Raw genomic sequence first — 18,895 nt, 5'->3', positions numbered from 1 at the left:
GTGGGCAGCTCACTGAGGTTGAGTCAAAAAATAGTCCAGCCCTTCACGCCAGCCTTCAGGGCCATAGTGCGCCGTATGATAGACCTGCTGCTGATCGGTCCGGCTGAGGGTGACCGGTGTTTTACTGTAGCCTTTAATCACAACGGCATAATCGACGGCGTCGAGCATCGGCGCGTCGTTAGGGCCATCTCCTAATCCGATGGTGGTGCGTCCTTCCTCGGGCTGCTGCGCCAGTAGCCAGCGTACGGCTTCCCCTTTGCCGCTGCCTGCCGGCATCACATGCCAGAAGCGTCCGCCCTGCGCCAGCATCAGCCCATCCGCGCTCAGCGCCTGACGAAAACGATCAAACGCCTCGTCACTGTCACGCCAAACCACGACTTCAGAGGCGTCACGCTGCCGCGCCAGGGCGGCCTCCGACTCCGTCAGCCCGGTCATCGATGAGACCTCCGGATCGGAAAAATCGTGGAAGCCGGTAAACCGGAAGGTGGTCTGCAGTTCAGCCAGCCGGGCGCACAGGGCGTCGTAGGTCAGGGTAGTGTCGGGCAGACGGGTCCGCTGCCCATTCATGTCAACCACCGCGCCGTTTTCCGCAATAAAGGGCGCGCCGGCAATCCCGAGCCGTTTCTGCAACGGGATAATTTCGGCTGCTGTTTTGCTGGAGCAGATCACCAGCGGGATCGCCCGCTGTTTCAGGGTAGTCAGCCAATCGGTGGCGGCGTCCCAGCGATAGCTGTGGTGGTCGAGCAGCGATCCATCGAGATCGGTAATTATCATTAACGGCTGTTGAAGATCGGGCATCTGTCAGCTCCTGTCAGCACGGCTAAAGCGGCGATTTTTCAATATTATAGTTGAATATGGCTCACACTTTTTTTTGCAGCGCACGCCGTGAAAATCCAGGATAAATCTTAAATCGAAACGTTACGGATGCTGGCGATGCGTGAAGTGTGCAGGCGCTAAGTCGCTGTCTGCTGCGGTGTTTTCGGTAACATGCACGCTGATTCTGGCCGCCAGGTTGCAGAAATGTGCATATCAGATAGTTGTCTTAACGAAGGGAAGGCGTAGTCTGCAGAGGTGTTAAGAATTCCCTGGTGTAACGAATTGAAATTTTTACCCGGCTATCCCGCCGGGTATTTTTTTTGAAATCGATTTCAGCGATGGACTTCACAGGAGCGGCAGTCGCCGATCTCCATTTCAAAGGTATCCGCCAGTTCGGTACCCCGATGCAACAGCCGCGGTTCCACCTTCAGTTCGGGCTGAGGCCCGTGCGCCATCGATTCCTGCATTTCGCCCGCGTTCCCGGCCTGAATCGCCTCCAGTAAACGGTCCACATCCAGTGTCATGGCGGAATGCTGCGTCCCGATAATCTGTTTTTCATCGCTCATTTTCTGACTCCAGGCAGCGGGCAGAGTAGTAAGTATAGTGGCTGGCGGAGAAAGGGGCGTGAGGCGATCGCAGCAAAAAAAAGCCCGCGCTGCGCGGGCAAAATCCTTGTTACTTTTAGGTTGACTGCGCCTATGGGGTTGGAGCAGTGAGGAGAAGTGTAAAGGGGAGGCGCGTCAGAAGTCTTGCGGTGAAATGTTAAGGAATTGAAAAAACGCACGCTTACTCAGATTTACCTGACTTTTCGCTCATTAACAGCAGAATCAGCTATAGTTGCTGGCAAAGCTGATTTTTATCAATACCTAAAGGAATGGTTATGGACATCTTGAGAATTATTATCGCTATCCTGCTGCCGCCGCTGGGCGTCTTTATGCAGGTCGGTTTCGGTGGTGCCTTCTGGCTGAACATCCTGCTGACATTGTGCGGCTACATTCCCGGGATTGTGCACGCCGTCTGGGTGATTGCCCGTCGCTAACGCTCGGCATCTCTGCGGTTCTTCGTTTAGACTGTGCAACAGGAAATCATCAGGAGAACCGAAATGAAGGTGAATGACCGCGTCAGCGTTAAAACCGATGGTGGCCCGCGCCGCATCGGTACCATTCTGGCCATGGAGCCATTTAATGAGGGCACCATGTTTCTGGTGGCGCTGGAGGACTACCCGTTAGGCATCTGGTTTTTTAACGAAAGCGATCACCAGGATGGGATTTTTGTCGAGCCGTACAGTGCAGAGTAACAGTGCAGAGTAGTGCGGTAAGGCAGCACAAACGGTGACGCGATCCTCCTCCCCGTCACAGGGAGGAGGGGACAACTGATTTTAGTCACGCCGCATTAACCAGCCTGCGTGACTGCACTCAGAAGGTTTCCCAGTTTTCATTACCGCTTGCCAGCGCCGGACGGGCTGCAAGGGCAGGGGTTTTCACCGGTGCTGACGCGCGGGGCGCCATCCCGGCAGTGGCCGGCGTATCCTGCAGGCGGAACGCCGATACCGCCTGAGTCAGCTTACCAGCCTGATCTTCCAGCGAGGCCGCAGCGGCCGAGGCTTCTTCCACCAGCGAGGCGTTCTGCTGGGTGACGTTATCCATCTCGGTGACCGCCTGGCTGACCTGCTGAATACCGCGACTCTGTTCATCGGAGGCGGCGGCAATCTCTGCCATGATATCGGTCACCCGACGTACCGCTTCGACAATCTCGCCCATGGTGCTACCGGCATCACCGACCTGCTGCGAACCATCCTTAATCAGCGTTACCGACTCGCCAATCAGCGACTCAATCTCTTTTGCCGCCTGCGCACTGCGCTGAGCCAGATTACGCACCTCACTGGCGACTACAGCAAAGCCGCGACCCTGCTCACCGGCGCGCGCCGCTTCTACCGCCGCGTTCAGGGCCAGGATGTTGGTCTGGAAAGCGATGCTGTTAATGACGTTAGTGATCTCGGCAATTTTCTTCGAGCTGCCGGAAATATTGTTCATGGTTTTTACCACGTTGCTCACCAGATCGCCCCCGCTGCGCGCTTTGCCTGAGGCATCGGCGGCCAGCTGGCTGGCGTGATGGGCGTTTTCGGCGTTCTGTTTCACCGTTGCGGTAAGCTGTTCCATGCTGGCAGCGGTCTGCTCCAGGGCTGCAGCCTGCTGCTCGGTCCGCGAAGAGAGATCGGTATTCCCGGCAGAGATTTCACTGGAGCCCTGATAAATGGCGACCGCGCCTTCACGTACCGTGCCAACGGTTTTCACCAGCGACTGCTGCATCAATTGCAGATTATGAATCAGCGTGCCGATTTCACTGCGACCGTGCGGCAGCGGAGGTGCGGTGAGATCGCCCTGCGCAATCCGCTCTATGCGCGACACCGACTGACGCAGCGGATTAATCACCACCCGACGCAGGAACACAAAGGTCAGCACCACCAGCACCAGCGCAGCGCCAAAAGCCACCGCCATAGCAATAAAGCCAATACGCGACTGCTGATTCGCTTCTGCGGTGATGGCATTGGCGCGATCGGTACGGATTTTGATCGCCTTCAGCAGCACGGCATTGTAATCCGCATCCAGCTTACGGGTGACGTCAGTTTCCTGAGCGATGATGCCTTCGAAACTGCCCTGTTTACCGGCGTTAATCATCGGTATCAGGCCTTTTTCAATGTAGTCGTTAAAGCGCGCCTTGAGCTGGTCATCCAGCGCGACATCCTCAGGCAATTTCACCTTACGGTCGGCATAGACTTTAAACCCGTCTTTGGCCTGCTGAATGCGTTTCTCCGCCGCCGCTACGTTGGCGCGGAACTCATCCATCTCACCAATACGCGCGGCGGCTCCGGCCTGAATAATGGTCAGACGGGCGGTGCGTAAATGGTTTGAGCTATTCGAGATCCCCATGCGCACCTGAATTTCGTCGGTGGCATCGCTGAGCGAGTGATTCCCTGAAATAAGAAAGTAGCTGGCGACACCAATACAGAGTGCAAACAGCAGCAGAATGCCGCCGAAGATCAGGCTAAACAGCGGAACCAGGCGCAGGTTCTGCCATATGCCTGAGGTATTCTGTCCATCATTAACCAATGCAGTGTTCATATCCTTGCTCTCTTGAGGCTGTTGTTATAAGGGTTAACATCGGCAAGAGGGCGGAAAGGCTTAGCGGCAGGAGTGAGATCTGGATCTCAGTTCAGAGCAAAAAAAAACCGGCCAGAGCGGCCGGTTTTCATTGCGGGAGATTATCGTACGTTGACGTAAATACCCGACGTGACATTATCTGTTAAACGCACCACATGATAAATAACCTGCTTATTATGGGTTTTGATTTTGCGTTTAATATTACCTTTGTGTGACGAAACGGTTTTCGCCTTAATTTGCATCTTATCTGAGATCTGAATGGTGTCGTGACCTGACATCCACATCTTCAGCATATTTGACTCGGTCTGGCTCAACGTCAATGGATGAACATCCATGCCGGAAGAGATACGCGCAGACTGATTGAGTTTTTTCTGCAAATAGGTGCTCAGCAAGGAATCCAGTGTCGAGGTCTTTATCGATTTTGATGTAATAATCAGGTTCTTACGAACGTAGAGGTATTCCTCAAAATGGATATTGCTAATCGCCATGAATATAAAAAACAGCGTATCAGGGTGCTGCATAATAATGCTGCGGATACGTTCGCTGGAGTCAGGTTCATGAATGAAGCAGTCTTCATTAATAAAGACGACACCAGGTTTTAATTGTTCACATTTTTGCTGTAGTTGCTCAATATCGGAGGCAGAAGTGATATTTTTCTTCTTAACTCCTTTAAAAGACATGTAGTCCGATAATCCCAGGCGTGTGTAGTTGCAGGAATCCATAATAATCGTTGGCATAATAGCGACCCTCACCAATTTGTTATCCGTTTAAATCAACGATGAATTACGCGTTGCGGTACGAGAGAGATTTCTAAGGCACTTTTTTATTCTGCTCGTGCAGTGTGGTAACAGGCAACCGCCCGTAAAAGTCTTCATCCCTGACCCGTTCTGCAAAAAAGTTTGTGCTGCTTTGACGTCACGCATTCTCCGGCAATGGCGGGGAATGCCAGTGAAATACCGGAGGTTAAGTAAGACTCTGTTTTTGGGAGCGCTGTCACTATCGCTGAAAACCCGGAGTTTTCTGATAGGACAAATCTTAAAAACATTTGTTTTACGAAAGTGTGATGTCTCAGCGTGTGTTGACAATGCCGGAAAAAACATTTTTTAACAAGAAAAATCACTAAAGAATTTTTTTTGTTCAAATTCAATGTATTGCCGATTTTGTCAACAAAATCACAGTCTAACCGCTACTGTGAACCGCCCAACTAAAATACGCGAAGCCCGGTTTAATAAGAATTATTTTCAGACTCTCAGCACATTTATCAGATTTTCCTTAGTTGCTTTCTGGAAAATATGGTTTGCAAAATGCACGGATGGTTTTGCGTTACTTAAGTATCACTTCATGAAGATAGTTAGAAACTTAATGTTCAGGGACGGGATAGTTCTGTGAGGAACAGGGCGAGTAAATCAAACACTTCACCGAACAAATGCTCACAGAATGGGGCGAGCAGTGGCATCAGCATACTGATAGTCAAAATGCCCACTGATAAGGTGACAGGGAAGCCAATTGCGAAGATTGATAACTGTGGTGAAACACGGTTTAACAAACCTAGTACCAGATTTAGCATGAGGAGCAAAACGATTAACGGTAGCGCTAACATCATGCCATTAAGGAAAATTAATCCGCCCGATTTCACCAGCGCCATAAACGCATTGGCATTTAGCGGATGTCCGCCGATGGGCAACGTATGAAAACTGTCCGCCAGCAACGAGATCAGCCACAGGTGTCCGTTGAAGGTCAGGAACAGTAACATCGCCAGCATGTCTAAAAAACGCGCCAGTACCGGCATGTTAAGGCGGCTGCCGGGATCGAAAAAGGTGGCGAACGACAGGCCCATCTGCAGCCCAATCACTTCCCCGGCGGTACGCACCGCGGCAAACGCAAACTGCATGGTGAAACCGAGCGCAATACCAATCAGCATCTGCTGGATCAGCAGCCAGAAGCCGGCGGGCGAAAATAGCGTTACGTCAACCGGAGGCAGCAGCGGCATTAACAGCCAGGTGATCATCACCGCCAGACCAATTTTGACCCGATGACTGATAGATCGTTCATTAAGCAGTGGCGCAGAGGCCAGCAACGCCAGAATACGCACCAGCGGCCAGAAAAACTGACTTACCCAGTGCACCAGCTGGCTGCTGTCGAGAGTAATCATCAGCCGATGATGTAAGGCAGGTTGGAAAAGACGGTGCGGATATAGTCGAGCAGCAGATTCAGCATCCACGGGCCAGCGATAATGCCGGTGGTGGCCACCGCCAGGATTTTCGGGATAAACGACAGGGTCTGCTCATTGACCTGCGTCGCCGCCTGCAACAGGCTGATCAGCAGGCCGCTGACCAGCGCAGCCAGCAGCATCGGGGCGGCCAGCATCAGGGCGACGCGCATCGCCTCCTGGCCCATTACCATTACTGATTCGGGTGTCATGTTGTGCTCCGGGAAAAGGGTGGGATCAGGAGTAGAAACTTTGCGCCAGTGAGCCGACCAGCAGTTGCCAGCCATCGACCAGAACAAACAGCATCAGCTTAAATGGCAGTGAGATCGTCGCCGGTGGCACCATCATCATTCCCAGCGCCATCAGCACGCTGGCGACCACCAGGTCAATAATCAGAAACGGGATAAACACGGTAAAGCCAATCTGGAAAGCGGTCTTCAGTTCGCTGGTCACGTAGGCGGGCAGCAGAATGCGCATCGGTACCGCTTCCGGACCGGCAATAGGCGCGCTGTTCGCCAGCCGGGCGAACAGCGCCAGATCGGCTTCACGGGTCTGACGCAGCATAAACTCACGCAGCGGCTGAGCCCCTTTCTCAATCGCCACATCCATGCTGATTTTGTCCTGGCTGAACGGCAGATAGGCGTCCTGGTAAATCTTGTCGAAGGTCGGCGCCATAATAAAGAAGGTCAGAAACAGCGACAGCCCCAGCAGCACCTGGTTCGGCGGCGCGGAGGGCGTACCCAGCGCGTTACGCAGCAAACCAAATACGATGATGATGCGGGTAAAACTGGTCATCATCAGCAGCACGGCCGGAAGAAAGGTCAGCGCGGTGATAAACACCAGCGTCTGCACCGGCAGTGACCAGCTCTGGCCGCCGTTCGGCAGCGAATGACTCACCAGGCCCGGAAGCTGGGCATGGGCAACCGGTGCCAGCAACAGCAGCGGCAATAAAGGAAGCAGTCGACGCATCATTGAGGTTTTCCGGGACGTTTAACCAGATTCTGTAACAGCTGACGAAAATCCTGAGGTGCAGCACTGACTGGCGTAGTTGCCAGCGGCGCACCCGGCGGCAGGGTATGCAGATGGGTAATCTGCTGTGCGGTGACGCCGAGCACCAGCCGGGCATCGGCGGTATCGACAATCACCACCCGCTCACGCTGACCCACCTGCACGCTGGCGGTCAGTTTCAGCTCCTGGCTGCTTACCTTCTTCGGCGCGAAGCCGAAACGGCGCGCCAGCCAGGCGCAGGCCAGAATCAACAAAATAATCACGGCTAACATGCTGCTGACCTGCACCACCATGGAGCCGGTTGAAATCGGCTGCGCGTGCGGCGCAGCAGGTTGCAGACTTTGATTCTGGCTATTCATTCTCAGCGACTCAGACGACGCATACGTTCGGACGGGGTAATAATGTCAGTGATGCGCACGCCATATTTATCGTTCACCACCACCACTTCACCCTGGGCAATCAGGTAACCGTTGATCAGAATATCCAGCGGTTCGCCGGCCAGACCGTCCAGTGACACCACCGAACCCTGCGTCAGACGCAGCAGCTCTTTGATGGTCATCTTGGTGCGGCCCAGTTCCACGGTCAGTTTGACCGGGATATCCATGATCAGATCGATATCCTGCAGGGAGCCGGAGACGTTGCCGCTGTCGAATGACTTAAACACGTCATCGGTTTGCGGCGCGCTGCTGCTGCCGACCTGCTCATTCATTGCTTCAGCCCACAGATCGTCCGCAGAGATATCATCAGACGGCTTATTACTGTCACTCATGGGGCTGTTCCTCGTTCAGCGAATTCAAAATCGGGTTAATCAGGTGTTCGACACGAAGCGCGTACTGGCCATTCATCGTGCCATATTGGCTGGTTAAGACCGGTACGCCATCCACATGGGCGATAATGCGTTCCGGTTTCTCAATCGGCAGCACGTCGCCGGGTTTCAGCTGCAAAATTCGCGACAGGCGCAGCGAGGTTTCGGCAAAGTGCGCAATCAGTTCCAGCTCGGAGTGCTGCACCTGTTTTACCAGGTTGTCACGCCAGTGGTTATCTTCCTGGCGGGAGTTCTCGAGCGGTGGATTCACCAGCAGCTCGCGCAGCGGCTCAATCATTGAAAACGGGATGCAGATGTTAAATTCACCCACCAGGTTACCAATCTCCACCTGGAACGGCGTGTTAACCACGATATCGTTCGGTGAGGTGGTGATGTTGGTGAACTTCACCTGCATCTCTGAACGTACATACTCGACGTCCAGCGGATAAATGGCTTTCCATGCATCGCTGTAACCATCCAGCGCCAGCTTCAGCATGCGACGGATCACGCGCTGTTCGGTATGGGTAAACTCGCGACCTTCTACTTTGGTCGGGAAGCGGCCATCACCACCGAACAGGTTGTCCACTGCGATAAAGACCAGGCTCGGTGAAAACACCACCAGTGCCGTACCGCGCAGCGGCTTCAGGTGGATCAGGTTCAGGTTGGTTGGCACCGGCAGATTGCGGGCAAACTCGTGATACGGCTGAATCTTGATCGCACCCACGCTGATATCCGGGCTGCGGCGCAGCAGGTTAAACAGCGCCATACGGAAACTACGGGCAAAACGCTCGTTAATAATCTCCAGCGCCTGCAGACGCTCGCGCACCACGCGACGCTGGGTGTTCGGGTCGTAAGGACGAATATCGCCTTCCGGCCCGTTTTGTTTCTTTTCTTCTTCCGCGCTGCCACTGTCGCCGTTTAATAGGGCGTCAATTTCAGCCTGGGAGAGAATGCTATCGCCCATTGATTCACCTCAAAATGAAGGCAGTAAACAGCACATCGTTCACGGCCTGCGGAGGTTGACCTTTTACCAGTGGTGGTGCCAGCACCTGTTTGATTTGTTCAACAAGCGCTTGCTTTCCTTGCTCTGTCGCCAGCGCCGCAGCGCTCTGACGCGAGAGCAGCAGCAGCAGACGACTGCGCACCTCAGGCAGATAGTCATTTAACCGACGTCGGGTATCCTCATCGGCCAGACGCAGGGTAAAGCCTACGTACAGCACGCGGTCAGGATCGTTGTCGGGATTGACCAGGTTAACCGTAAATGTATCAAGTGCAAAAAAGACCGGGGCGGGAGGCGGTTCGACTTTCGCCACCTCCGGCTTATCGCCCTCATGTTTATTCATCATTCGCCAGACTGCATAGCCTGCCACGCTGCAAGCGGCCAGCGTCACAATGAGCAACACCGGAATTAAGAGTTTACGTTTGCGGCCTTTAGCTTTCGCGTTATCAGACATGTTTGCAGTTACTTCCTGTGAATTATGGGCAAGCCTCTCGGCTCACCTGGACAGATTATCCCGCGTCTTAAGTCAAACAATGGGAAGAAAAGACGCGGGTTTTACGCTTACCTTCAGCGTTTGTCGCTATCAGGCAAAAGTGTCGACCGCGCCATTACCGTTTACGCGCGCCTGAAGGGCAGCGGGAACGGCAATCGGCGTGATGTCGGTATCACTCTCCTGAGCGAGAGAGAAGCGGCCATGCTGTCCGTCGCGGCGCGTCTCCTGCTGTTGCTGGAAGCTCTGGCCTTGCGCGGAACTGTCACTGCTGACCTGACTCTCACCCAGGTTGATTCCGCTCTCTGCCAGCGCGCTGCGCAGCTGCGGAATCGCGGCTTCCAGCGCCGCTCTGACGTGGCTATGGCCGGAAACCAGATTAATTTGTGCCTGGTCGTTATCCAGTTTCAGGCTGATCTGGATAGCGCCCAGGTCTGCCGGATGTAACCGCAGCTCGGCATTCTGCTGACCGTTGCGGCTGAACATCACAATCTGCTGGCTTAACGCCTGCTGCCACTCATCACTGCCCAGCTGGGCATTCAGCATCGGCGTGGAAGGCGTGCTGGTGGTCGACGACGCCATCATCGGCGGTGCCAGGCTGCTGGCACTGGAGATCGGCGTGCTGGCGATCAGCGAACTATCGCTGGCGCTGGCTTTCATCGCGGCCTGATCGTCCTGCCGGGTGAGTTGGCTCAGCGCCTGCTGAAAACTGCTGTCCAGCGTCAGAGTGCTGCTGGCGCTGTTGCTGTTTACCGCAGCCGTACTGACCGGGCTGGCGGCGCTGCTCACCGCGGGCGCATTCAGCGCTGCGTTTTTCACGCCAGGCGGCTGATCCGCGCCGGATTCTTTATTCTCCTGACCGCTGCCGGTCAGCATCTGGGCCAGTGAGGTCAGGCTTTTGCGCGTGCTGTCGCTCTGAATCCCCAGCTCACCCGGCAGTTCGCTGACCGGGCTGGTGCTGGCGCTCGCCGCCGCTGGTGCGGTCGGTAACATGGCGAACAGCGCCTGAACATTTTGCATATCGCTGGCACTTAACGGTGCGGCTTCCGGCTTGTCTTTATCATCGGCTGATTTGGTGCCGGCTTTAATATTTTCCGGTTTAAACAGTGCGCTCAGCGCAGCCGGATTATCCAGTGCCGCGATCAGCGCATTCAGCGGCGCGGCAGGCTGGGCGTCAGTCTCACTTTCTGTTTTGGCATCAGCCGATTGCGCAGCTTTTCCCTGCTGCTTTACCAGGTTAAGCAACTGGTTTCCCAGCGTGGTCAGAAAGTCGTGCGGCAGGGCATCGGTGCCTGCCGCAAAGTCAGTGGAAACTGATGGTTCCGCGTCGGTTTTTACCGCCGCTTTGGTGGAAATGTGTGGCAGCGTAATCATTCGCCTCTCCTCAATGCGGCCCGTTGGGCAAATTCATCCATCCGTTTCTGGTCGAGACGGTTTTCCTGTCGTAATGCATTTTCTGCTGCCCGGGTGATCAGGGTCTGATACGCGTTCAGTCGCTGCTGTTTCTCACGCCAGTTGATCAGCGCCTGCTCTAAACGCTGGTTCCAGTTGTTGAGCTGATTGCGATGCTGATCGATCGCTTTTTCCAGCGTCTGAATAAACTGGTGATAGTTGGTCCAGCGGGTGCTGGCGATGCCGCTCGACATATCGTCGTTGAGCTTGTTGCGATATTCGTCCTGATAGTCGAGCAGCATGGTCAGCTGTTCATTAGCCGCCTGCTGACCGCGACGCATATCGCCCAGATAGATCGCGGCGCGCTCCAGATCCTGCTCCGCTAAATCGCGAAGCGTGTCGATGGCATTTGCAGTTTTCATGGCCGTTACCTTGCGTTAATCGCGTCGATTAGCCGAACAGTGCATGCAGATGCAGGCAGGCGTCGTCATAATCGCTGCGTTCGAAAATGCCCTGTTGCAGGAACGCTTCCATTTGTGGATAGAGCTTGATGGCTTTATCCAGCATCGGATCGCTGCCGGCGGCGTAGGCGCCCACGCTGACCAGATCGCGGTTGCGCTGGTAGCTGGAGAGCAACTGCTTAAACTGACGCACGCGTGCGTAATGGTTCTCATCAATCAGCGAGGTCATCGCACGGCTGATTGAGGCTTCAATATCGATCGCCGGATAGTGACCCGCTTCCGCCAGCCGACGCGACAGCACAATGTGACCATCGAGGATGGCGCGCGCGGAGTCAGCGATCGGGTCCTGCTGGTCATCACCTTCGGTCAGCACGGTATAGAAGGCGGTAATCGATCCGCCGCCATCAATGCCGTTACCGGCACGTTCGACCAGCGCCGGCAGTTTGGCGAACACCGACGGTGGATAGCCTTTGGTGGCAGGCGGCTCACCGATCGCCAGCGCGATCTCACGCTGCGCCATCGCGTAGCGGGTGAGGGAGTCCATAATCAGCAGCACATGTTTGCCGCGATCGCGGAAATCTTCGGCGATACGGGTGGCGTAAGCGGCACCCTGCATACGCAGCAGCGGCGAGACGTCAGCGGGCGCGGCGATCACCACCGAACGGGCACGACCTTCGGCACCCAGAATGTTCTCGATAAAGTCTTTAACTTCGCGGCCACGTTCGCCAATCAGCCCGACCACAATCACGTCAGCTTCGGTATAGCGCGCCATCATGCCGAGCAGCACGCTCTTACCGACGCCGGAACCGGCAAACAGGCCCATACGCTGGCCGCGTCCTACCGTCAGCAGCGAGTTAATCGCACGCACGCCGGTATCCAGCACATCGGTGATCGGCGTTCGCTGTAACGGGTTGAACGGCGGGGTGATCAGCGGCGCACGATAGCCGGTATCCGGTGATGGCAGGCCATCCAGCGGACGACCGCTACCGTCCAGCACCCGGCCCAGCAGTTGCGGGCCTAACAGCAGTTGCTTACCCGCCTGTGGATTTTCACCGTTCTGCAGCGCGTAGACGCGTGCGCCAGGCAAAATGCCATCCACCTCTTCCAGCGGCATCATCAACAGTTTTTGTCCGTTGAATCCCACCACTTCGCTTTCGATTTCGCTGATGGAGTTGCCATTGTTACGTTCAATAATGCAGGTCGCACCGAGCGGCAACTGCAGGCCGGTCGCTTCCAGCACCAGACCGGTGGCGCGGGTCAGGCGACCATAGCGGCGCACTGGCTGAACCTGGGCGATACGTTTTTCGAACGCGTCGAGCGCGCCCAGCCAGCGATTGAGGCGGGTGGTCATTACACTTCTCCCGGCGCGGCAAGACGGCACAGTTCCTGCCAGCGCGTCGCCACGCTGGCATCGAGGTCGCCATCTTCGGCGCTGAGTTTACAGCCGCCAGGATGCAGCGTGTTGTCCGCCAGCAGACGCCAGCCGTGCAGATCCAGCGTCGGGCCCAGCGTCTGCTCGATACGTTGCAGATCGTCCGGATGCACCCGCAGTTGCGGTTTACCACTGAACATCGGTTCCTGCTGCAGTAATCCCTGAATCTGACGCAGCAGGGCGCTGCCATCGACCGTGGTCGCCTGGCCAATCACCGAGCGGGCGGCTTCCAGCGCCAGCTGCATCAACCGGGCAGCAATAACGCTATCCAGCGATTCCAGCGTGTTCTGAAATTCCGTCACCAGTTGCTGCATCCGCGCCTGTAACGGCGCCTGCTGCTGCTGCGCATCGGCCAGGCCCTGCTGAAAACCGGCGTCGTAGCCCGCTTTCTGACCTTCGGCAAACCCCTGCTGATGACCTTCGTTGTAGCCCTGGCCCTGCGCTTCTTTACGCATCTGCTGTTGCAGACGTTCCAGTTGCTGCTGCTGCTCATCCACTTCGGCGGTAAATTCGGTGATCTCCGGCTGTGGCTCCGGTTCAGGCTGATCGAAACGGCCTAAATCGGTTGGCTGCCACAGCTGCCACGGGCGGGCAGAAAATGCATCAGACATAGGTTTCCTCGCCACCGCCAATCACCATCTCGCCCGATTCGGCTAAGCGGCGTACCACCAGCAGGATCGCTTTCTGCTCGTTTTCCACTGCCGACATACGAACTGGTCCACGGTTGGCCAGATCGTCGCGCAGGATATCGGCCGCACGGGCTGACATGTTTTTGAGGAATTTCTCGCGCAGCGGCTGCTCGGCACCTTTCAGTGCCACCAGCAACTGCTCGGATTCCACTTCCTGCAACAGACGCTGGATGCTGCGGTCGTCGACTTCCACCAGGTTTTCGAACAGGAACATCTCGTCGATAATTTTCTGCGCCAGCTCGCCGTCGAAGTCGCGTACCGCTTCGATAACCGCTTCTTCCTGCTGCGTTTTCATCAGGTTGATGATCTCGGCTGCGGTTCTCACGCCGCCCATCTTCGCGCGCTTGAGGTTGGTTCCATCCAGCAGGCCGTTGAGCACTTCGGTCAGTTCGGCCAGCGCCGCTGGCTGGACACCGCCGAAGGTGGCGATACGCAGCATCACGTCGTGGCGCAGACGCTCGTCGAACAGCGCCAGGATATCCGCCGCCTGACCGCGTTTGAGGTGGACCAGGATGGTGGCGATGATCTGTGGATGCTCGTCGCGGATCAGATCGGCAGCCGCCTGTGGCTCCATAAAGTTGAGCGTTTCCATGCCGCTGGTGGTTTCGCGGGTTTCGAGGATATCCTCCAGCAGGCTGGAGGCACGCTCTTCACCCAGCGCTTTAATCAGCACTGAACGCAGGTATTCATTGGAGTTGAGGCTCAGCGCCGCAAACTGCTCGGCATCGGTCTCAAACTCACGTAGCACTTCGGTCAGCTGCTTGTGCGACACCTGGCGCATACTGGCCATCGCGGCGCTCAGGTGTTGCACTTCACGCTGGTTCAGGTGTTTGAAAACTTCCGCTGCGCGCTCTTCGCCGATGGTCATCATCAGGATGGCGCTTTTTTCGGTTCCGGTCAGACTCATAGCTCTTTACTCATCCATTCGCGAATCACCAGCGCAACAACGCGCGGATCGTTTTCAGACATGTCGCGGATGCGTTGACTCATCACTTCTGCGCTCATGCGGTTACTGGACTTACGTTCCTGATCCAGCTCATCTTTGCTGAGCTGTACGTTATAGGCTTCTTCTTCTGCCGGTTCGGCGGCGCGCGCGGCGGCGGCTTCAGCAGCGGCTTTCTCTTCCGCCTTCTTACGAACCAGATGCGGACGAACCAGTTTGCGGTAGAGAATGAAGGCCACCAGCGCCACCAACAGCCATTTACCGGCATTCATCAGCTGATCAAAGAACGCTTGCTGCTGCCAGAAGGGCAGGTCGCCCGTGGTCGGCTCGGTCGTATTGAACTGCGAGTTCACCACGTTGATGCTGTCACCACGGGTCTGGGAATAGCCCATCGCTTCGCGGGTCAGATCTTCAATCTGCTTCAGCTGCTGCTCATTCAGCGCAACCGCTTTACCTTTATCGTCTTCGCGATAGTTGACGACGACCGCCACCGACAGACGCTGCACGTCGCCAACGTTGAGTTTGGTATGGCGAATGGTGCGGTCCAGCTCATAGTTGACCGTGTCGTCGCGACGTGAGTTGGTCGGCGTGCTGCTGGCCGCTGCGGTACTGGTGGTCTGTGCCGCGTTGTTCTGGCCGTTGGCATTCTGACCATTCGCGTTCTGTCCGTTGGCGTTCTGGCCATTGGCGGCTGGTGTATTCACCGGCGCGGTATTGGCTGGCGCGGGCTGATTAGAGAGCGCGCCCGGCACGCCGCCCGGATACGGGCTGCCTGACTGATCGCTGGTGCTGGTCTGACGCGAGCGAATCGCCGCGTTAGACGGGTTCGCGTTAGGCTGATATTTCTCGTCGGTCTGCTCGCTGGTGTCGAAGTTGATCTGTGCCGTCACCTGCGCATGCACGTTGCCCTGGCCGAGAATCGGATTCAGGATCGCTTCGATACGTTGCTGATAGCGGGTTTCAACATCTGAGGCGTACTTCAGTTGTGCATCATTCAGATCGCGGCCAACGCTATCAGAGCGGGTCAGCAGGCGACCGGTCTGATCGACCACCGTGACGTTGCCTGGCGGCAAACCCGCCACGCTGCTGGAAACCATGTGGGCGATGGCCTGAATCTGACCTTCATCCAGCGCACGACCCGGCTGCAGGGTTAATGTGACCGAGGCTGAAGGCGCTTTCTGCTCACGCACAAATAAGGTGGGTTTTGGCATCGCCAGATGGACGCGGGCAGTTTTGACCGGACCCAGCGATTCGATGGTGCGAGCCAGTTCGCCTTCCAGCGCACGCTGGTAGTTGACCTGCTCGCTGAACTGGCTGATACCGAATTTCTCTTTATCCAGCAGTTCGAAGCCGACCGAGCCACCTTTCGGCAGGCCCTGTTGTGCCAGACGCAGACGCAGCTCATGGACATTCTCTTCCGGCACCATCAGTGCGCCGCCATTTTCGGCGAAACGATAGGGAATGTTCATCTGTGTCAGCTGCGTGACGATAGCACCGCCATCTTCATCTGACAGGTTGTTGTAGAGCACGCTGTAGCTGGGGGCTTTAGCCCACAGCACCATTGCAATCACAATGGCGATAACAGCGGCGGCGGCGACGACTAAAGGAATACGCGGATTTGCGCGCAGGCGAGCGAGAAGGTCACCGAAGCCTTTCTTTTCTTGATCTTGTGTGGCGGCTGCACTCGCATTCATGACCGATTCCTGCCTGACGTAATTGACCGGGTTAGTTGAGATGGCAAAACAGACTCCCTGACCTGCGTAAATAAAAATTCCACTTCAATGCCAGGCATTATTTGTTGAAACCGAAAATTTGATGGCTGGATAAGCCGGGGTTTTTGCTGTCATTTAGCGCCTTTGTCTCATTGACAACGTGCTAGATTTTTGAACACAGAAAAACTTCACCACTTTTACAAGGTAACGTTAATGTCCATTCAGGCAATCGACGGGGTACTTCAGCAGCTTCAGGTCACCTCGCTGCAGGCGAGCAACCGCAGCAGCGAAGCGCCCAACCAGATCGATTTCGGCGCAACCATGAAAGCCGCGCTGGATAAGATCAGCGAGACGCAAACCACTGCCCGCACACAGGCGCAGGATTTTGAGATGGGGAAACCGGGCATCGCGTTAAATGATGTGATGGTCGATCTGCAGAAATCATCTATCTCGATGCAGATGGGGATTCAGGTCAGGAACAAGCTGGTATCGGCGTACAGCGATATTATGAATATGCAGGTTTAGGGAATCTAACTTATTGAATAATATGGGTATATCGTTCAGATCGCCTTGGTGCGGGACACCTGTGGGACAAATTCGTTGAGTTTTTCGTTCAGAAGACTCCTTTGTGCCTCGTCGTTTTCCTTCATCCAGGATCCGTATACCTGATAAACCATCTGAGCATTTGCATGGCCCATCTGACTGGCTATGAAGTTTGGATTTGCGCCGGCAGAAAGTGACCGGCATGCATAAGTTTGCCGGGACTGGTATGGCTTACGATAAGTCAGCCCGGCCTTCCTTATTGCAGCTCTCCATGTCTGTGGCAGAGATGACACCGCATAATAGTTTTCACTTTTATTGTTGACCGCATTCACTGTCGGGTTGAAGACGAAGGTGAGTTCCTCTTCGCTCTTTTTGCCATATTCCCGGGAATGCACTGTAATGACGGACGATCCCTTCAGTCTGGTCAGCTCCTGCTGATCTTTGAGAGTCGTGACAGCTGCATCTACCAGATAAATAGTGCGCAGACCTGACGCAGTTTTAGTTGGGGTAAAGTCACCGAGGATTGTCAGGTTACGCTTCACTGTGATAGTGCCTTTTATCAGGTCGATATCTTCCCATGCCAGTGCGCAGATTTCGCCATGCCTCTACCGGTGTAGACGGCCAGCGACCACAGGTTACGTAACTGCCAGCACCTGGAACACGCCGACGCAAACCAAAACCTACTTCCGGGTTGAGCTGGAAAGCCCATCTTCACTGCCATCAGACATCGTAACGTAAGCTTAGGGATCAATAATCAGCGCCTTCAATGGCAATAGTGAGCTGGTGCCTAAAGCTCGTATCGCTTCGAAAGTCTTTGCCGGCGGCTATTACTCGGTGCTAAACAACATCGATGACCTACCCCCAGGATTAAATACAAAACTCAGTTAGTAATGTCGGATCCTTCACTCTCAGAATTTCCCTTTCTCCAGCTCGCTGCAAATTCAGACGGCGTCTGATAATTCAGCGTGGAGTGCGGACGACATTCGTTATAATCCTGACGCCATTCGCTGATGGTTTTCCTGGCATGACTGACGTCGCTGAACCAGTGTTCATTCAGGCATTCATCGCGAAAGCGTCCGTTAAAACTCTCAATAAATCCGTTCTGTGTCGGCTTGCCGGGCTGGATAAGTCGCAGCTCCACTCCATGCTCAAAGGCCCACTGATCGAGCGCGCGGCAGGTAAACTCCGGGCCCTGATCGGTTCTTATCGTAGCCGGATAGCCGCGAAACAGCGCAATGCTGTCCAGAATACGCGTGACCTGAACGCCTGAAATACCGAAAGCAGCGGTGATCGTAAGACACTCCTTCGTGAAATCATCCACACAGGTCAGGCACTTGATCCTGCGACCGTTGGCCAGTGCGTCCATAACGAAATCCATCGACCATGTAAGGTTCGGTGCATCCGGGCGCAGAAGCGGAAACCGTTCGGTCGCCAACCCTTTACGGCGTCGTCTGCGTTTTACGCTGAGTCTATTAGGTAGTCAATTCGGTATACCCGCTTGTGATTGACGTGAAGGCCCTCCCTACGCAGCAACTGCCAGATGCGCCGATAACCAAAACGTCTGCGTTCAAGCGGCAGCTCAGTAATACGCCCTGATAAATGTGCATCAGCAGCCAGACGCTGAGCGTTATAACGGCAGGTCGACAGGGACAAACCTGTAAGCCTACAGGCACGACGTTGCGACAGACCGGTCGCATCACACATCAACACCACGGCTTCCCGCTTCTGGCTGTCGTCAGTACTTTCGCCCAAGAACCACCTGAAGCGCCTCCTTATCCAGCATGGCTTCGGCAAGCAGCTTCTTGAGCCTGGTGTTTTCTTCCTCAAGCGACTTCAGGCGCTTAACCTCGGGCACCTCCATACCGCCATACTTCTTACGCTAGGTGTAAAAGGTGGCGTCGGAAATGGCGTGCTTACGGCAGAGCTCACGGGCAGAAATCCCGGCTTCAGCCTAGCGGAGGATACTGATGATCTGTTCGTCGGAAAAACGCTTCTTCATGGGGATGTCCTCACGTGGCTTATGAAGACATTACTAACATCGCGGTGTATTAATCAACGGGGAGCAGTTCCGGTACCGGCTGCACGCAATCGAAGAGATACATGACACAATTTTGGATGCTGAGTTTGAGCAGCAGTTGGGCTAAATACCGGAAGGCTGTATGAGTAATTAACAAAAAAGTTTAATATATCCTCATGACTGCGCTTTACTAATTCGGTTTGCAAAGAGCAGGCGG

21 protein-coding genes and 1 pseudogene are annotated in these 18,895 nt (G+C 55.2%); 3 read left to right on the top strand and 19 right to left on the bottom strand.

The genetic code is table 11. The features are described from left to right. Positions 1-9: 9 nt before the first annotated feature. A complete protein-coding gene (locus WFK59_RS07685; protein WP_336755506.1) occupies positions 10-798 on the bottom strand; it encodes a mannosyl-3-phosphoglycerate phosphatase-related protein in 789 nt (262 codons plus the stop codon). A 350-nt stretch (positions 799-1,148) separates the two neighbouring features. After that, positions 1,149-1,382, bottom strand: a complete 234-nt coding sequence (locus WFK59_RS07680; RefSeq protein WP_233987810.1) for a DUF2525 domain-containing protein — start codon at positions 1,380-1,382, stop codon at positions 1,149-1,151. Positions 1,383-1,696: 314 nt separating this feature from the next. Between WFK59_RS07680 and WFK59_RS07675 the strand changes: the two genes are divergently transcribed. Both WFK59_RS07675 and dsrB read left to right on the top strand, forming a co-directional pair. Beyond that, positions 1,697-1,855: a YqaE/Pmp3 family membrane protein gene (locus tag WFK59_RS07675; RefSeq protein ID WP_046288250.1), complete on the top strand. Its 159-nt coding sequence runs from the start codon at positions 1,697-1,699 to the stop codon at positions 1,853-1,855. A gap of 63 nt (positions 1,856-1,918) precedes the next feature. Beyond that, on the top strand, positions 1,919-2,113 hold the full coding sequence (gene dsrB / locus WFK59_RS07670; RefSeq protein ID WP_233987811.1) for a protein DsrB: 195 nt from the start codon (positions 1,919-1,921) through the stop codon (positions 2,111-2,113). Between the two features lie 118 nt (positions 2,114-2,231). On the opposite strand, the gene WFK59_RS07665 is transcribed toward dsrB, so the two are convergent. The 15 genes from WFK59_RS07665 to fliF form a co-directional block, all read right to left on the bottom strand. Further along, the gene (locus WFK59_RS07665) at positions 2,232-3,938 is read right to left on the bottom strand and encodes a methyl-accepting chemotaxis protein (protein WP_293002696.1); all 1,707 of its coding nucleotides are present in this window, start codon (positions 3,936-3,938) and stop codon (positions 2,232-2,234) included. Positions 3,939-4,078: 140 nt separating this feature from the next. Next, positions 4,079-4,714 (bottom strand): transcriptional regulator RcsA, encoded by a 636-nt coding sequence (gene rcsA / locus WFK59_RS07660; RefSeq protein WP_293002693.1) that lies wholly within the window; start codon positions 4,712-4,714, stop codon positions 4,079-4,081. Between the two features lie 629 nt (positions 4,715-5,343). Next, the gene (gene fliR / locus WFK59_RS07655; RefSeq protein WP_094121981.1) at positions 5,344-6,129 is read right to left on the bottom strand and encodes a flagellar biosynthetic protein FliR; all 786 of its coding nucleotides are present in this window, start codon (positions 6,127-6,129) and stop codon (positions 5,344-5,346) included. Further along, entirely contained in the window at positions 6,129-6,398 is a 270-nt protein-coding gene (fliQ, locus tag WFK59_RS07650) for a flagellar biosynthesis protein FliQ (RefSeq protein WP_031377095.1), read from the bottom strand. Before fliQ ends, fliR begins: the two co-directional genes overlap by 1 nt. A 25-nt stretch (positions 6,399-6,423) precedes the next feature. Beyond that, positions 6,424-7,155 (bottom strand): flagellar type III secretion system pore protein FliP, encoded by a 732-nt coding sequence (fliP, locus tag WFK59_RS07645; protein ID WP_233988159.1) that lies wholly within the window; start codon positions 7,153-7,155, stop codon positions 6,424-6,426. Then, complete coding sequence (gene fliO / locus WFK59_RS07640) at positions 7,155-7,553, bottom strand: flagellar biosynthetic protein FliO (protein ID WP_233987814.1); 399 nt, start codon at positions 7,551-7,553, stop codon at positions 7,155-7,157. Before fliO ends, fliP begins: the two co-directional genes overlap by 1 nt. A 2-nt stretch (positions 7,554-7,555) precedes the next feature. Continuing rightward, complete coding sequence (gene fliN, locus WFK59_RS07635; protein WP_094121979.1) at positions 7,556-7,963, bottom strand: flagellar motor switch protein FliN; 408 nt, start codon at positions 7,961-7,963, stop codon at positions 7,556-7,558. Next, positions 7,956-8,963 carry a flagellar motor switch protein FliM gene (gene fliM / locus WFK59_RS07630; protein ID WP_031377092.1) on the bottom strand — a complete coding sequence of 336 codons (1,008 nt, stop codon included), beginning with the start codon at positions 8,961-8,963 and terminating at the stop codon, positions 7,956-7,958. The genes fliN and fliM overlap by 8 nt, the downstream gene beginning before the upstream one ends. 4 nt (positions 8,964-8,967) lie before the next feature. Further along, positions 8,968-9,453, bottom strand: coding sequence for a flagellar basal body-associated protein FliL (fliL, locus tag WFK59_RS07625; RefSeq protein ID WP_336755505.1), 486 nt, complete (start codon positions 9,451-9,453; stop codon positions 8,968-8,970). Between the two features lie 129 nt (positions 9,454-9,582). Further along, the gene (locus tag WFK59_RS07620) at positions 9,583-10,863 is read right to left on the bottom strand and encodes a flagellar hook-length control protein FliK (protein ID WP_336755504.1); all 1,281 of its coding nucleotides are present in this window, start codon (positions 10,861-10,863) and stop codon (positions 9,583-9,585) included. Then, positions 10,860-11,303 carry a flagellar export protein FliJ gene (gene fliJ / locus WFK59_RS07615; RefSeq protein WP_233987817.1) on the bottom strand — a complete coding sequence of 148 codons (444 nt, stop codon included), beginning with the start codon at positions 11,301-11,303 and terminating at the stop codon, positions 10,860-10,862. Before fliJ ends, WFK59_RS07620 begins: the two co-directional genes overlap by 4 nt. A 28-nt stretch (positions 11,304-11,331) precedes the next feature. Further along, a complete protein-coding gene (fliI, locus tag WFK59_RS07610) occupies positions 11,332-12,693 on the bottom strand; it encodes a flagellar protein export ATPase FliI (protein ID WP_094121974.1) in 1,362 nt (453 codons plus the stop codon). Beyond that, the gene (gene fliH / locus WFK59_RS07605; protein ID WP_233987818.1) at positions 12,693-13,385 is read right to left on the bottom strand and encodes a flagellar assembly protein FliH; all 693 of its coding nucleotides are present in this window, start codon (positions 13,383-13,385) and stop codon (positions 12,693-12,695) included. Before fliH ends, fliI begins: the two co-directional genes overlap by 1 nt. Continuing rightward, positions 13,378-14,370 carry a flagellar motor switch protein FliG gene (fliG, locus tag WFK59_RS07600; RefSeq protein WP_094121972.1) on the bottom strand — a complete coding sequence of 331 codons (993 nt, stop codon included), beginning with the start codon at positions 14,368-14,370 and terminating at the stop codon, positions 13,378-13,380. The genes fliH and fliG overlap by 8 nt, the downstream gene beginning before the upstream one ends. Beyond that, a complete protein-coding gene (fliF, locus tag WFK59_RS07595; protein WP_336755503.1) occupies positions 14,367-16,100 on the bottom strand; it encodes a flagellar basal-body MS-ring/collar protein FliF in 1,734 nt (577 codons plus the stop codon). The genes fliG and fliF overlap by 4 nt, the downstream gene beginning before the upstream one ends. A 231-nt stretch (positions 16,101-16,331) precedes the next feature. On the opposite strand from fliF, the gene fliE reads away from it, so the two are divergent. Continuing rightward, on the top strand, positions 16,332-16,643 hold the full coding sequence (gene fliE / locus WFK59_RS07590; protein WP_233987820.1) for a flagellar hook-basal body complex protein FliE: 312 nt from the start codon (positions 16,332-16,334) through the stop codon (positions 16,641-16,643). Between the two features lie 35 nt (positions 16,644-16,678). On the opposite strand, the gene WFK59_RS07585 is transcribed toward fliE, so the two are convergent. Together WFK59_RS07585 and WFK59_RS07580 are read right to left on the bottom strand one after the other, a co-directional pair. Then, positions 16,679-17,254, bottom strand: a complete 576-nt coding sequence (locus WFK59_RS07585) for a site-specific integrase (RefSeq protein ID WP_442956302.1) — start codon at positions 17,252-17,254, stop codon at positions 16,679-16,681. A gap of 287 nt (positions 17,255-17,541) precedes the next feature. Beyond that, positions 17,542-18,600, bottom strand: a pseudogene (locus WFK59_RS07580) (IS3 family transposase). Positions 18,601-18,895: the final 295 nt, after the last annotated feature.

It is taken from the genome of Pantoea sp. USHLN298, assembly GCF_037149395.1.
Lineage (GTDB): Bacteria > Pseudomonadota > Gammaproteobacteria > Enterobacterales > Enterobacteriaceae > Pantoea > Pantoea astica.
This window is presented reverse-complemented; position numbering and strand designations above follow the sequence as displayed.